Source organism: Bradyrhizobium sp. UFLA06-06 (genome assembly GCF_054820065.1).
In genome coordinates, this window is record NZ_JADFUD010000038.1 from 33,938 (window position 1) to 48,358 (window position 14,421).

Annotated in this window: 12 protein-coding genes and 3 pseudogenes; 6 read left to right on the forward strand and 9 right to left on the reverse strand. The window is 59.7% G+C overall.

Going from position 1 to position 14,421, the window contains the following annotated elements; translation table 11 throughout:
* Positions 1 to 223: 223 nt before the first annotated feature.
* Positions 224 to 388: pseudogene (locus IF803_RS27715) on the reverse strand (DUF6496 domain-containing protein); the annotation flags it as partial.
* 212 nt (positions 389 to 600) lie between these two features.
* Positions 601 to 1,098, reverse strand: coding sequence for a YciE/YciF ferroxidase family protein (locus IF803_RS27720; protein ID WP_028342752.1), 498 nt, complete (start codon positions 1,096 to 1,098; stop codon positions 601 to 603).
* 2,235 nt (positions 1,099 to 3,333) lie between these two features.
* Here IF803_RS27720 and IF803_RS27725 point away from each other — a divergent pair.
* The 6 genes and pseudogenes from IF803_RS27725 to IF803_RS27750 all read left to right on the forward strand — a co-directional run.
* On the forward strand, positions 3,334 to 3,789 hold the full coding sequence (locus IF803_RS27725; RefSeq protein WP_028342751.1) for an Hsp20 family protein: 456 nt from the start codon (positions 3,334 to 3,336) through the stop codon (positions 3,787 to 3,789).
* Between the two features lie 399 nt (positions 3,790 to 4,188).
* Positions 4,189 to 4,506: a hypothetical protein gene (locus IF803_RS27730; protein WP_461194193.1), complete on the forward strand. Its 318-nt coding sequence runs from the start codon at positions 4,189 to 4,191 to the stop codon at positions 4,504 to 4,506.
* Positions 4,503 to 4,679, forward strand: a complete 177-nt coding sequence (locus IF803_RS27735) for a hypothetical protein (RefSeq protein WP_461194195.1) — start codon at positions 4,503 to 4,505, stop codon at positions 4,677 to 4,679. Before IF803_RS27730 ends, IF803_RS27735 begins: the two co-directional genes overlap by 4 nt.
* A gap of 62 nt (positions 4,680 to 4,741) precedes the next feature.
* Positions 4,742 to 4,951, forward strand: coding sequence for a hypothetical protein (locus tag IF803_RS27740; protein ID WP_245288817.1), 210 nt, complete (start codon positions 4,742 to 4,744; stop codon positions 4,949 to 4,951).
* Positions 4,952 to 6,159: 1,208 nt separating this feature from the next.
* A pseudogene (locus tag IF803_RS27745) lies at positions 6,160 to 6,387 on the forward strand (Ku protein); the annotation flags it as partial.
* A gap of 150 nt (positions 6,388 to 6,537) precedes the next feature.
* A pseudogene (locus IF803_RS27750) lies at positions 6,538 to 6,984 on the forward strand (DinB/UmuC family translesion DNA polymerase); the annotation flags it as partial.
* A gap of 340 nt (positions 6,985 to 7,324) precedes the next feature.
* Here IF803_RS27750 and IF803_RS27755 read toward each other — a convergent pair.
* From IF803_RS27755 to IF803_RS27785, 7 genes are all read right to left on the reverse strand, one after another.
* Positions 7,325 to 8,674 (reverse strand): MFS transporter, encoded by a 1,350-nt coding sequence (locus tag IF803_RS27755; RefSeq protein ID WP_028342746.1) that lies wholly within the window; start codon positions 8,672 to 8,674, stop codon positions 7,325 to 7,327.
* Positions 8,675 to 8,786: 112 nt separating this feature from the next.
* Positions 8,787 to 9,839: a M29 family metallopeptidase gene (locus tag IF803_RS27760; RefSeq protein WP_028342745.1), complete on the reverse strand. Its 1,053-nt coding sequence runs from the start codon at positions 9,837 to 9,839 to the stop codon at positions 8,787 to 8,789.
* A gap of 58 nt (positions 9,840 to 9,897) precedes the next feature.
* Positions 9,898 to 10,710: an alpha/beta fold hydrolase gene (locus IF803_RS27765; RefSeq protein ID WP_461194196.1), complete on the reverse strand. Its 813-nt coding sequence runs from the start codon at positions 10,708 to 10,710 to the stop codon at positions 9,898 to 9,900.
* Positions 10,707 to 11,426, reverse strand: a complete 720-nt coding sequence (locus tag IF803_RS27770) for an isochorismatase family protein (protein ID WP_461194198.1) — start codon at positions 11,424 to 11,426, stop codon at positions 10,707 to 10,709. The genes IF803_RS27765 and IF803_RS27770 overlap by 4 nt, the downstream gene beginning before the upstream one ends.
* Before the next feature lie 29 nt (positions 11,427 to 11,455).
* The gene (locus tag IF803_RS27775; protein WP_461194200.1) at positions 11,456 to 13,096 is read right to left on the reverse strand and encodes an FAD-dependent monooxygenase; all 1,641 of its coding nucleotides are present in this window, start codon (positions 13,094 to 13,096) and stop codon (positions 11,456 to 11,458) included.
* A complete protein-coding gene (locus tag IF803_RS27780) occupies positions 13,093 to 13,968 on the reverse strand; it encodes an FAD binding domain-containing protein (protein WP_028342740.1) in 876 nt (291 codons plus the stop codon). Before IF803_RS27780 ends, IF803_RS27775 begins: the two co-directional genes overlap by 4 nt.
* Positions 13,969 to 13,970: 2 nt before the next feature.
* Positions 13,971 to 14,420, reverse strand: coding sequence for a CoxG family protein (locus IF803_RS27785; RefSeq protein ID WP_016840497.1), 450 nt, complete (start codon positions 14,418 to 14,420; stop codon positions 13,971 to 13,973).
* Position 14,421: the final 1 nt, after the last annotated feature.

The following is a 14,421-nucleotide window of genomic DNA, read 5'->3' on the forward strand; positions in this document are numbered from 1 at the left end:
ACGCAGCAGCCTGCCTCAACAGCACTGATCTGAACGCTTCATTCTCTTCAGAGGCTGCTAACCGCTCGAACTCAACAGCTCGATCCAAGTATTCCGTAAGCATCTTCATGACTGCAAACCACCGCACGACCGCCCTTAGGGCAAGTGTCGCGCTTCCGAACAAGACCTGTCAATCACATCGACGCGGTGAGTAAATCGAGCCTCTCTCCCCAAGTTAGTCATTTTAGTTTTTGTGCTGCGGCCCGATCAGACCAGGGCATTTGCGCGAATTAGAAGCTGGTCGACTTGCGCGTCGGACAGGCCGACGACCTGGGGCCTTAGAGAGGCCGATGGTGATGGCCTGTTTTCGGCTCCTCACTTTCCCGCCCTTGCCGCCGCGTCCACTCTTGGCGGTGCCCTTCTAGCAGCGGCGCATTTCATTTTCGACGTCGCTGCTCGAGCTTTTCGATTAGCGGCGCTTTTTCGATTTCTTCGTTTTCTTGGCACTCTTCGCCATGGCCGCTTCCTCCCGCAAGGCACTGCGGGCCTTCGGGCTCTCCAGCACCGTAATGAGGTCGTAGGGATTATTGAAGCCGCGATCTCAATAATCCCCAGTCCGCATCAGGCCGCTTCGGCCTCGGCATTGACGACGCTCTTGGCGAGGCTGGTCAGCGTTTGATCCGTCTTCTTCTCTTCCGCCAGTGTTTCCTTCAAAAGCTTGACGGCATCGGCGAGGCCGAGCTCGTCCGCCCATGTGATAAGCGTGCCGTAACGGGAGATCTCGTAATGCTCGACCGCCTGGGCCGCGGCGAGAAGACCGGCATCGAGAGCAGCCGCGCCCTTATACTCGGACATGATTTCCTTTCCCTCATCGAGAATGCCCATGATGGCATCGCAGGTCTTGCCCTGGGGCCGAGCCTTGATCGTCGTGAAAACTGATTCGAGACGTTCAATCTGGGCTTCGGTCTCCTCCTGGTGCTTCTCGAACGCGGCGCGCAGTTCGTCGCTTTTTGCAGCCTTGGCCATTTTGGGGAGCGCGCTCAGAATCTTCTTCTCGGCAAAATAGATATCCTTGAGGGTGTCGTGGAAAAGGTCCTGCAGGGTCTTGTTTTTGCTCATGGCGTGCCTCCAGATGAAATTTACACGACAAGCCGCTCAACCCCGAGTGGTTCCTACGCAAAAGCCCGGGGTCCGCGGGACATCGTTTGATGAAGGTGGAAGCGGCCACCAACTGAGGCCGCCTGACCGTCGCAAGCCCATCGTGGCCACAGCGGAAGTCAATCGGCCGCGTGGCAACGTAAATCTTCAGATCAGCTCCGGCCGCGATCATCGTGACGCTCGCACCGCACGGATCACCCGGGATAGCTGTTCGGCATCAATGGCCGTATCCGTCCGCAGCACGACATCACCGATCGCGATCTCAAGCCTGATCGCCGGAACCTGACGCTCCTCCATTTTCCACAACCAGCGGCGCAAAAGTCGGTGGAGACGCCTCGCACGGCGACAACATGCCTCGCTGTCGAAACCGCCGTCGCCAATCGTAGATTTGCCAGCGCGTCGCCCCGTGCTTGCTCGCAACCTCAGACACCTAGGCACCGGGCAACAGACTCTCGGCGACGATCCGGGCTCTCTCAGCTTCCGAACGCACGCGGCGCCCCGACGGCCCTTCAAGAACTTCCAGCCGGCTCACCGACCCCGACGGGCCGTCCAAATGGACGTCCTTTTTGCTGTCCAATCCCATCCCAACCTCCGTCCAAGCCGGAGGCTTCTTCGCACAGCCTTCCCAATCCTGAAGCAAGGGTCCCGGCTAAGCGCTTACGGCAAAACCCTCTCCAGCATCAATCCAACGACCATCACGGATTGCAGAAGTTGGCACGGGCCGGAAATAACGCACGTTAATCCCCGCAGCATGTTGGCCGCAAAACGCTGCTATCCGCCTAGGCGAGATCAACGGGCGAGCATGGGCGCCGGTTGTTCGGACCACCGGCCCATCGACGTTTGCGATGAGTTATGAGCGCACTTTAAGGGCTAACCGACGCAATGGTTGCTTGGCTGCCAGATCCGATTTCTGCTCGTTCGGATTACCCATTGTTAGTCGCGAAACGTGGCAGCGTCTCGCACATACTTACATCTGTCAGGATTTTGCATTCCTTCCTGGGGCTAAGCCAGCGCCGACCGCAAGCATTTCAAGCGGTCGGCGTTGTGCTGTGGGCTTGCGATTTCGCAACCAGGACGGCAGCGGCGCATCTTCCGGGGCCAGGCGGCGTGACGCCGAAGCCGTCCCGATTGCCAGCGCTCCATGAGGCGCGATGTCATTGTAACGAACAACGATCGACATTGGAGATGCCATCGCGGATTACCTCAACTTGACAAGTGTCTAAGTTCTTCCGCGCTGACTTATGCGCCCCTCGAGCCTGGAACTTTCTGGCTTCAATGTGCTTCTTGATTCCGTTTTTGGGGCAGGATCGTCAGCGTTGGAGAGAGGAGCCATGAAGCGACGACGCCGGGTTAAACAGATTTTTCCCCTTGAAGAACGTCTTTTCAGAGAAGCCCAAGACCTACGCGAGCGGGCGAAGAAACTTCCCCCCGGTCGAGAGCGTGAGGTATTGTTGAGGAAGGCGCGGCAGGAAGAGGCCACCGCGCACTTGACGGCATGGCTAATGTCATCCGGTCCACGGGTCCCCATCTAACATGCAGGCTAACCAACACCTCGACGCCGTTGAACTTGCCTTTGTCTGCGCAGCGGCGGTGTCATTTGTTGCGCTCGTCGCCAGCGTTGCTTGGCTACTGTGAACACAGACGCCCCAGCCGGAGTGCTGGGGCTCTGGCTTTAGCTCCTGCAGGGAACCCGTGACGTGGAGTTATCTCATCGTCACCGGCCAGGGCTCTGCCCGTGGGCGTCGGTGGCTGAGAGACCAAGAGTTCTGCCGCCTGTTTGAACGAGGGAGCGCGGCCATGGCCGATCAGCGCGTCATCAATCGCATTTACAGCGATTAACGGCTAGACGGGCACATCATTGATGCGGCCCTCCGGGTTTCGGCTGAATCTATCCGGTTGCTCAAAGACAACCTGCCGCCGGATACATTCATCGGTTCGTCGCAGCCCTAAGTAGGGCCGACGCATCCAGCGCTGCACCGACGGACGCGCTGTCCTGAAAGGCGCAAAGGCCGATTATCCGCTGCGCATTTTTTTGCTTGGACGTTCTTGACACCGCCAAATCGCGTTCTAATTCCTTTTTCGCGCAGGTCACCGTTAAGGAGGCCGGCGCCCTGGACGCCAATCGGGTCCAGGCAAACGGGCGCCGGTCGTGTCCGGTGCTTCTCATACCCATCTTGCTCTTTGGAGGATTTGGCTATGCGCACGTACGACTTCTCTCCCTTGTTCCGGTCGACAATTGGATTCGATCGCCTCTTCGACTTGGCCGAAACGGCCCAGCGAGCCACCGAAGACAACTACCCGCCCTACAATATCGAGCGACTTTCGGATGACCGCTACCAGATCGCGCTCGCGGTCGCCGGCTTCTCCCCGGACGAGATCTCCGTTACCGCTGAGCAGAACGTCCTGACGATCGAAGGCAACAAGGTCGAAAAGGCGGACCGGGATTACCTCTATCAAGGCATCTCGACCCGCCGATTCAGACGGCAATTTAGCTTGGCCGACCATGTTCTGGTGAAGGACGCCGCGTTTGACAACGGTCTACTCAAGATCGAGCTGGCGCGCGAAATTCCGGAAGCCATGAAGCCGCGGCGGATCGCAATCAACGCGACGCAGCCGAGCCGGCCGCAACAGCTCGAGTCCGCTGCAGCCTGACAGCCGCGAAGCCGCGTCCGGATCTGCCGCACGCGGCTTCGATCATCCAATTCTCGTCTTGGAACGGAGGCAAACATGCGGCCGACGACCGCGAATGTCATTTCCCTGAATGTATCTGACCGCAAAGAGGCGCGGTTTAGTCATCCCCGAGATGTCCTGGCGGATCTGTCCCTGACCACGGAAGAAAAACGCGCGCTCTTGGCGTCATGGGCGTCTGACGCTGCCGCGGTTCCTAGCCATCCAGGCCTACGGGCGCCACGGGATCTACGATCACCGGTCAGGCTCGAGGCCATTCTCGACGCCTTATGCCGTCTCGACAGCGATCCTCATCATCCGCCGGGAGGTAGACCCCGTCGTCTTCGTTCAACCGCGCGTCCGCTAGCCGCTTAGGAGGGTGACGTGAACGACATCAACCTTCCGAAACATATCGTGGACAGGATCGACGCCCGCTGGTGCGCCCGGCATGTCTCGGCAAAAGAAAAGCGCGAGATCGTCGACCGCCAGCTCGAACAGCTTCGGGCGCATCGCAACAACATCCAGCGGTATCGATGGCTACTCAGCACACAGCTGAGCGACCTCGAGCGCAACTTTATCGAACGACGTCTGTCCGAGGAATCGTCGGCGATGGAAACTCTGGCGGCTCAGATTCCCCTTCTCGTCCATGAACGGCCACCACTCGGCGGCACAGCCAGTCGATCGGAAGGAGCCTCACCATGAGTACGCAATTTCTGATACGTGGAAGCCAGAAGGTAATTAGTCACTATCAGTTTCTGTTGGAAACAGCCGAATCGGAACAGGAGCGGGAGACATTCGCGAAAAGGATCGAAGAGGAGAAGCGAAACCTGGAACGGCTGCTTGCTGATCTCGCTCGGCCAGCCCAAGCGGCCTGATCAGTTACCGTTCAAGGCAACGTGGGCGGCAAGGCTTAGACGGCATGAGAACGCCAATATCGGTGAAGGACCTGGAGTTGATCGCGCTGCGCGAGATTCGCAGTTTTCCCGGCGGTGAATATGTGTGCCATGTGGAAGTCATTCCAGCGAGCGCGGATTGGAGTCTTCATGCGACGGTCAGGGACGGCGCCGATCTCAACCGAATCCAGCACGCCGCGGAAGCCGCGGCGTTCAGATTGAAGCATCGTTATCAACTAAGAACCGATTGGTGACGACAGTGAGGGGGCGACAAAGCCGCCTCACTTCACCCTGAAGAAGTGGCCCCAGCATCCGGATCATGCTGGGGCCAAGCTGGATCGCCGACCGCTGTCCACCGAGTAGCAACGATCGTCGTTACTAGGGCCGAAAAAATACGGAATGAAAATTACCTGCCCGTTGTTCGGATCATCCCAAACGACGCCCGGTCCGAAAATAACGCGTGTGAATCCTGACAGGAGAAAATTCCGCTTTTTTAGCATAGGTCTATTCCTGCAGCGGGACGATTTCCCGTAGCTTCCCGGTGCAGGCACTGGACCGAGCTTGCTAAATCGCGGTCATGCCAAGCACTTTCATTCATAGAGGTGTCACGTTCAAAGTGACACGGCGATACGATGATCAATTCGAAATCACCATTGAGATGGACGGAGAAACAATACGCAGTACCGTTCGAACCAGGCTGCCTGAGCTGGCAAGACGACGTGCCGAGATGCTCATCAATCGAAAGCTAAAAAAGAGGATTCGGCCGGTGTGAGTTTAGCCGGCGCGCCCCAGCGAGAGCTGCGTTCATGCCAAGGCTCGACGCCGTGAACCCGATCAAACCGAGCGCTGATCGCGAGTGTGCCCCGGGTCTTCGGGGGCAAGAGCCGGGGCACTGCTGCCCGCCAGCGACGCGCGTACGGTCCTGCTTGCGACCGCGCGCGCTCTGCTTCTTCGCTTTCTTTGCCATTTCAGGCCTCCCAATCGCGCCGCAGTTTCGTTGCGGCAGATCGGGAACAACGACTCAATGACTTCGGTTCCTAACCTACATAGCGGGCATAAGTTTTGGCACGAGGAAGGGCCCGTTGACGCAGGTGCTATAACTGGCGGTGTCGGTTGATTCGAGACCACACCATGAAGCCCAATGCGCAACATCGCCCGCCGCAGCAAGCCGCCCGTCCAGCCTATCGGAGCCTCGAAGGCTGGGCGCTCGGCATGCTGATCGAGCACCAGCCGTCAGGGAGTGCGAGCACCACGGTCATGCCCTCGATCGCACCGACCTCGATGCGCGGAACCGGGCTCGCGAGGCGGCGTGGAACCGGCCCTTCCCGGGCGCCACGCCGGAAGAGTGTCAGGAGGTCCTGCGCAGCATCGGAGATGCCTGCCCCGACTGCTAGCGCAGACTCCACTTCGCTGACCGGCGTCCTATATTGATACCATTCAGTGTAGTGGAGTTTGTTTGAGTATGGCGCCGCGCGCCAATTGGAAGGGCTTTTTGCGGTTATCGCTGGTGACGTGTCCCATTGCACTGTTCCCGGCGACCTCTGAATCCGACAAGATCAGCTTCAACCAGATCAACAAGAAGACCGGCCACCAGATCAAATATCTGAAGGTCGACGCCGACACCGGCGAAGAAGTTGATTCCGACGACATCATCAAGGGCTACAAGGTCGACACCGACGGATATCTCGAGCGCGTTATCTTTCCATTCGCGCGCACGGTCATGGTGGTAAAGCCGACAAAGCCACCAGCCGTCTTGTCGTCCCACTCGTCTTGCCATGTGCCGAACAAATCCAGCAAGAAGGCAACGTCGGTAACAGCCGCGACTAAGGTGTGATCGGGTCAGTCGCTCGAATTCATGCAGGCCAATTTCGGCAAGGCCGGTGCGTACTACTATTGGATCTCGAGGGGCGTCGATAATTGTGAGGTCCGCGCGGATCGAATTCGGAAGTCGGTCGGCGCAGAGACTACTTTCTCCAGCGATTTGACCGAATTCCAAACGTTGGCCGCCGAACTGCAGCCACTGATCGAAAAGGTCTGGCGGCACTGCGAAGACAAGGCAGCGCGTGGCCGAACGGTGACCCTCAAGGTAAAGTTCAACGACATCGAAATCATTACGCGCAGCAGGTCGGTACCTGCCGCGGTTTCGAGCCGCGCGGAACTCGAACGACTGTCGATCGCGCTGCTTCAGAACAAGATACCCTTTTCCAGGTCAGTCCGGCTGTTGGGGGTTTCGCTTTCGTCCTTACAAGGCGACGATGCGGCGCCGCAACTTGACCTGCCGATCTGAAGGTCGCGGCTGACACGTCGGACGTCGTCAATTCCGGACGATACGTCCTTATCACCACGCTGTGGAAACCCAGATTGCCGACGCGGTTCTATTGCATGGCCGCAACAAGGTCTGCAAGGACGCTGCGCATCGGCCGGTCGACAACACCTGCCACCGGCGCACCGGCAGGCATGAAGAAGACGGTGCCGGCCAACATTTGATTCGCTGGTGTGCGTGTCTCGATCAGACGTCATTTGTCCGTATCGACGGCCCAGTCACGGATTGCATCTTCCGCGCCGAGCCGACGAGATGAGCGCGACAAGCTCTCATCTCGCCGGCTGCGCGTCATTTCACGGGTGCATCATACGCTCGAGACCGGCGCAGCCTTCATCGCAGGCTCCGATTCCGCGTCGGCCTTGAAGCCCTTCGCGGACAGATCGCGACCGAGCGTTTCGGGAAGCAGAAGAGAAGCCAGAATGAAAGTAGCTGCGGCAGGAAGGGCTACGGCGACCATGCCGTTCAGCAGGCTTCCGCCGAAATGAGCAGCCGCCAGGGGTACGATCACTGGCGCGATGCTGCCAAGGCCGCGGCCGCCCATATAGAATGTGGACACCGCCGTTGCGCGCAGGTTGACCGGATAGAGCTCCGAGATCCAGACGCCCGTCACGCCGAGCGCAACGTTGCCAATACCGAAACCGATATAGAGCCAGAACATCGGCCACTCGGTCTTCGAGCCGGCGTAGAGCTGACTTCCCCACACCGCCATGCCAACCAGGGATCCGACCCAAAACAAGGCCGGCACGAGAGCACCGAACCGTCGGCCAGCCCTGTCGTTGAAAAAGCCGTTGGCGAGGTAGCAGATGCCGCTGACCACGGAAAGAAGAACGGCCGTGGTGCGAACGACGTCGCCCGGCGTGTCCATGTCCCGGAGCAACAGCGTCGGAATGAAGGAGACTACGCTGTAGTAGCACAGCATGTAGCTCATCAGCCACACGAAGGCAGTGACGGTCTGCCGCGCCAGACCATTGCGGAACAAGTCTGCAAGGGGAAGAGTGCGGGCCGCGGCCACAACCGGACCGGCCTTGCGTTGCGCCTCGTACTCCAGCCAGATCTTCGACTCAGGCATGAAGAAGCGAATGAAGATGATCAGCAGGATCGGCACTCCGCCGCTCAGCAGGCCGATGCGCCAGCTCCACTCGTCGCTGAACGTCGCGATAAGCCAGATTCCGACGATCGAAGCCGTGGACGATGCGATCACGGCGCAGCCCTGAAGCGCAGCTGCACCCAAGCCTCGGCTGCCCTTTTTCCAGGCCTCGTTGAAAAGCACCATGCCAACGCCATACTCGCCGCCAAGACCGATGCCGGTGATGAAGCGCAGCACCGCAAGCGACCAGTAATTCCATGCGAACGCGGAAATGATCGCCGCGACCGAGAACAGCGCGATGGTGAGCTGAAGCGAGGTCTTCCGGCCAAGGCGATCACCGATGACGCCGAACAGAGCCCCGCCGATCGCCGATCCGAATAGTGTCAGGGCCTGCAGAGAGCCGATCTCTGTCAACGATAGCGACATCGACCGCTGGATCGCGGGCAGGAGAAACGGAAAGATCAGGACATCATAGAAGTCGAGAATGTATCCCAGCATCGCCGAGATCATGATCGAATACCGTTGCCTGGCCGTGTAATCTTCCGCGCCTGAGAGGGTTTTGGACATGCAATGCGTTTCCCATTGAAAGAGCTGGACAGTGGATGGTCGTTGCCGAAACGCTTTCCGCGTTATTGGGAACCGCGGATGCGGCTCCAGGTCTTGATCAGGAGGGCGAGGCCTAGCGGCCGGGTGCCCTCAACTCGGAATAGGCAAACTCACCCTTGTCGAGGATATGAACATCGTCGAGCCAGAGGCTGCAGCCGCGGAGCGGGATGTCGAGATGACACGGCGTGTCGTTCGTGCCGCCAAGCTCGGTATTCGGTCCCGTCGAGAACAGAACGTTTCCATAAAAGGAAAGGGCGTTCATGATATGCTCCGACGCGAGCTGCTGAGATGCAGCTATGTGGTGCCAGTCGGCGCGCTCATTTGATCCCCACCCGATATGCGAGATTGCCCATCCGCGCCGATCGCCGAAACTGTCGATATAGTTCTTGATGAGCGTTGCGTCGGTCCCCTCGCCCTCGAGGTCGACAATGAAGCCGTCCTTGATGGTCAGCGTGACCGGAGACTGAATATAGCGCTTGAACGCGCAGAGAATGTCGCCTGGCATCAGAACGACAGTTCCGTTGACGTCACCATCCGTGGCTTGGGTGAAAGCGAAGCCTGACGGGAAATGATCCCAGCGGCCCGGTTCATCGGTGTATCCGTACTCGGAAATGACCGGATACTGCTTTAATCCGTAGGTCACATCTGTTCCGCCCGGCGACGTGATGCGCATGGTTCTGGCTGACTGCAGGAGCGTTCGTGAGAGTTCCGTTCGCCGGCGGAGATCCTCGGTCGGGAACATCTTTTTGAGAATATGGAACGGCTCCATTACGCGCAGAATGCGCGTGCCCGCTTCCTGAATTTCGAGTTGCTCGCGCGAGAACAGCAGACCCAGAAGATCAATCACCATATCCACGCGCTTGAGCGTGTCGATCGCCGGCTGGTTGCCTGTCAGCGCGTGTCTACCCTGCAGGCCCGCAACCTTGCTCTGGCCGTATTTGGGAACATTGAGGTGGAAGGTTGTCGCACCGAGACCCTGGGCAGCCAACATGAATGTCTGGGCATATTCCGACTGATCCTCGCCGCCGCTCAGGACAGCTACGACCTCGCCTTCCCTCACTTTGCAAAGTGCAAGCTCGGCCTTGAAGAGGTCGAGCATTTCAACATCGATGCGTTGCCGGGTCATCTGGTCATCTCCTCTTTGCCAAGCATGTATCCGCAACCCTCCGACCGGCCTTGAGCGGTCAGCCGAGAACGTCATTGACGATCGAAAGGAAGCCTTCCGTGTCGTCGATGTGCATTTGGTGACCTGCGCTCTCCAGTCGCTTGATCACGATGGACGGCAGCAGTCTTTGAATCTCTCTTTCATCTTCGGGACGTATGACATCGCCCTTCCCGGCAACGAGCAGCGAAGTGCGGACGCTGAGGTTGGCGAGGTCATTGTGAATGTCATCGTGATGAAAGCCCTTGTGGCTTTCGACCAGGGCGCGTTCATCGCAGGTGTGCATCCACTCGGCCCTGGCCCGAATGTGCCTTTCGGGCCAGCGCGGCGCGGACGGACTTCGCAGCGCCGCCTCTGCCTCCCCAAGGCTTGCGCTGTGAAGCAGCTTGAGAAGAGGTCCGATCGGACTTGGGTAGGCGCGACGCCCGGGACCGGAGACCGGTGGATCGACCAGGATCAACTGTCTTATGGGCGATGGCCGCCAGCGTGCGGCACGAATGCCGATGCGGGCTCCCATGGAGTGGCCGAGCAAGGTATATGCGCCTATTTCCAGCGCCTCGGCGAACGAAACCAAATCGGAGGCGCAGGCATCCAGCGAATAATTGAGATGCGGTCCGCTTTCGGAAAGGCCGCGCCCCCGGACATCGAGCACATATACGTCGTATCCGACGCACAAGCGTTCCGCGATGAACGCCCATTGTGCCGCAGTCGTCGAGATGCCCGGGACGATGACGATGGCGGGCCCGGCTCCGCCGAACCGCAGGTAATGTTGGCGGATGCCGTTCGCACGCACATGAGCGCCGTAAAGCAGACCGGATACCGGGGCGACACTCATGTCGGCCGATCCCTGTTACGATCATCCGCCAGCGCGCGGAGCCGCTCGATGGCTGCCCGGGTCGGCATCACATCTGCGTACTTGCTGGCAATATCGAACAGGTTGACCGCGTGCGAAGTCGGCGAACGATCGTAGACGGCGTCGCTCGGCACGATCGATTTGAAATTCAGCGCGCACGCATCGACTACCGACGCCCGGACGCAGCCGCTGGTCGTGCAACCGGTCACCACCAGCGAATCGATCCCGGCCCCGACGAGATACGTCGTCAGCGGGGTGCCGAAGAATGCGCTTGCCTGCGTCTTTGGCAGCAGCAGTTCCCCCGGCTCGGGAGCCACCTCACGAACAAAGTCGTAGCCCTCAGGCGGAATTTGCATGATGCCCGGAATTTTTGCCGCGAATGCCCCCTGGTCATGGCTGACCTTGCAGGCGACATGCGGAAATATCACCGGCCATCGTCTCCCGCGAAACAACCGCATCAGTTCGGAAATCTGCGTTATCGCCTGCCAACCAGCCTCGCCGCAGCTGGTTGGATATTGCTTGATCGCTTCGCGGATCGGCATCGGGTGGTCACCGACCGAGCGGTACTGCACGTCAATCACCAGGAGTGCGGGCCGCTTGCCGAATCCAGCCGCGCCACCCAACCCTGCAATGGCATAGGTCTCGCGCTCTTCGAGCGGTATCACCCTGTCCCAGGGCTGCTCTTTGCCGATCATCATTGTGCACCGGTGCTCGTGGAGGAGAGATGTCAATGAAGAGGAACGGCGGTCGCGTCATACTGGTAGATCCAGTCGTAACGAGCGGCCGTGGCTTCCGGCGCCCACTGGGTCCTGATGTAGTCTCCCGCCGTTTCGGCCTTGCACAGCGCCGAGTTATGGAAGATCGGCAGCATCCCGGCAGCGGACTTCACGACCCTGGTTGTGCGATCAAGTCGCAGGCTCTGGTATGTCTGGAAAGCTTTCGCGAGATCGTCGGGCTGCTGCTCGAAGCAGCGGGCGAGAACGGACGCGTCCTCCAACGCCATGTTCACTCCCTGACCGAGATACGGCAGCATCGAATGGCAGGCATCTCCAAGAAGCGTGACCCGTCCTTGCGACCAACCAGCCAGCGTAGGCCGCACGAACAGGCCCCATTTGTGAAGGCTATCGACGTTGCTGACGAGCGCGATGATGTCGGGATGCCAGCCTACGAAGTCCTTCAGGCACTCCTCGACAGAGCCCTTCTCCGACCACGATTCCAGGAGCCAGTCGTTGCGATCGACCTGACCCGAGAACGTCATCAATTCCGTGTTCTGCCAACGGACCGGATATGCCGTGACATGCGCGGTCGGCCCGATCCAGGTAGACACCACGGGCTCGCGCTGATGCGGCTCGAGGCGGTCGACCGGCACAAGACCACGCCAGGCGATTGCATTGGTGTACTGGCTCTCGATCTGGCCGATCAGACCGGTACGAACCTTCGAATGGGAGCCGTCGGCGCCGATCAGGGCGCGACCTTCGATCTCACGGCCATCTGCGAACTGCGCCCGAACTCCCTCGTCGCTCTGGCTGAACCCGACAACATGGGCGTTCAGATGGATGGCGTCCGCCTTCAATCGCCGCACACCGTCGACAAGGATCTTCAGCAGATGCGCGCGCAGCAGAAGATAGGGTTGGTTCCGGGCCGCGTCGGAGCTCCGATTATAGAGGGACCACGTTTCACCCGTGTTCCAGAGCCGGATAGAACGTCGCTCTGCCGCGATGCAGTGCTGTTCGACTTCCTCGGTGAGGCCGAGGTCGCGAAGAACACGCACACCGTTCATGGAGACCCAAAGGCCGGCGCCTACCTCGCGCAACTCGGACGCCTGCTCGAAAACGTCGCAATCGATGCCGCGTCGAAGCAGCGATAGCGCCATCGCCAGACCGCCGATGCCAGCGCCTGCGATAAGGACACTCGTTCTTTTGACCTGATCAATACTCATGATATCTCCAGAAGGTAGCTGCGCTGTCTCGCGCGGATTCAAGCGGCATCCTGCGAGACCTGCTGGATCGCGAGGCTCTTCACGGCTTCGAAAATCTTGGTGTAACCGGTGCAGCGGCAAAGATTGCCGTGCAGGTAGCTGTCTCTTATACACATCGTTCGTCGGCAGCGTCAGATGTGTATAAGAGACAGCCTCGATTGTGGTAACCTCGCGCCGATCCACATCGACGGCGAGCGTTGTGCAGCTCGAGACCGGCTCACCGTCGAGAAGGACCGTGCAAGCGCCGCATACTTCCATGTCGCAGGAACGTTTCGTTCCCTTCAGGCCCAAACGATCTCGGATGAGATCGATCAAGAGCACATGGGCCGGGATGTCGACGGCGATCGTCTTGCCGTTCAACGAGAACGAGATGGCCAATACCTGTATCATTTCAGCCAGCTCCCGCCGGCGATGATCGCCTCAGCGGCGTTACGCAGAAGAAGCACGCCTGCAAGGTGACGCTTGTAATCGGCCCCGCCATGCCGATCCGCGTTGACTTCAAGCTGATCCAGCGCCGCGGGAAGAGCTGTCTCAATCGCCCGACGGGCCTCTGCTACCGCTACGTTTCGGAGGGCATCTTCGACGGCCGTCAGAGGCTGTGGCCGCGAACCAAGCGCGCCGACCCGTACACGGGCGCTCCTGATCGTGCTCCCGCCGGCGTTCAGTGACCAGGCCATCGCGACGTTCACTGAGGGCCTCTCACCATGCTTGAACCGGCGATAGGTTACCGGTCCCGCCGGCCGCGGGAACACGATGACTCTCAGCAGCTCGTCAGGCTCGCGCACAGTTTCCATTTCGCTTCGGATGAAATCATCGGCGTGAATTTCACGCGCGCCCTTGGATCCCTCGAGCACCAGTCGTGCGTTCAGGGCCGCGAGCATCGTCGGCGGATCGGCGTGAGGCTCTCCGAAGCACAGGTTGCCGCCGATTGTCCCGACGTTGCGGACCCTGATGTTCGCCACCTCGGCGCAGAGCGACGACAGGGCCGGCACGTGCTCGCGGATGACGGAATCGCCGGCGATCTTCTTGTGCGTGCAGCGCGCGCCGATCTCGATCTCGTTCATGTCGTTGACGGCGATGCAATCGAGCCCAGGGATGCCCTTGATGTCGATGAGGCGGTCCGCACGGATGACGCGCATTTTCATCGCGAGCAGCAACTCGGTCCCGCCGGCGTAGAACATGCCGTCGCCAGAATCTCCGACGGCACGCACGGCGTCGGCGATCGTCGAAGGCCGCTCGAATTGGAAGGGTGACGGCAGCATGATCAGGCCGCGCCCAGCATTTCTTTGAGCCGCTTCTCGAACTCTTCGAAGTTCTGATCGACCCGGCGTTTGATGATGCCGAACCCCATGGTCGCAAGCCGGCCCTGCACGTCGACTTTCGCGTCCACGGCAAATGTGGAACCAGACCCTTCCTGCGTGACGGTCACGTCGAGGACAACCGCCAGCCGCGTTCCTGTGATCTTGTCGCGGCCTGTAGCGCGGGTGCGCACGTGAGACGGCTCGGTGATCGATTCAACGATGATGTCAGCCGGCACTTCGAGCTTGAATGGACCGATCTTCTGCTTGACGGTCGCCTTGTAGGTTGCAAGCCGCTGGATTTCCTCGACGCTTTCGCACCCGGGGATGCAACTTGATATGCGCGGAACGTCGAGCAGCGTGCTCCAAAGCTGCGCCGGCGTCGCTGGCACCGCCATCGACATGTTGAATTCCATG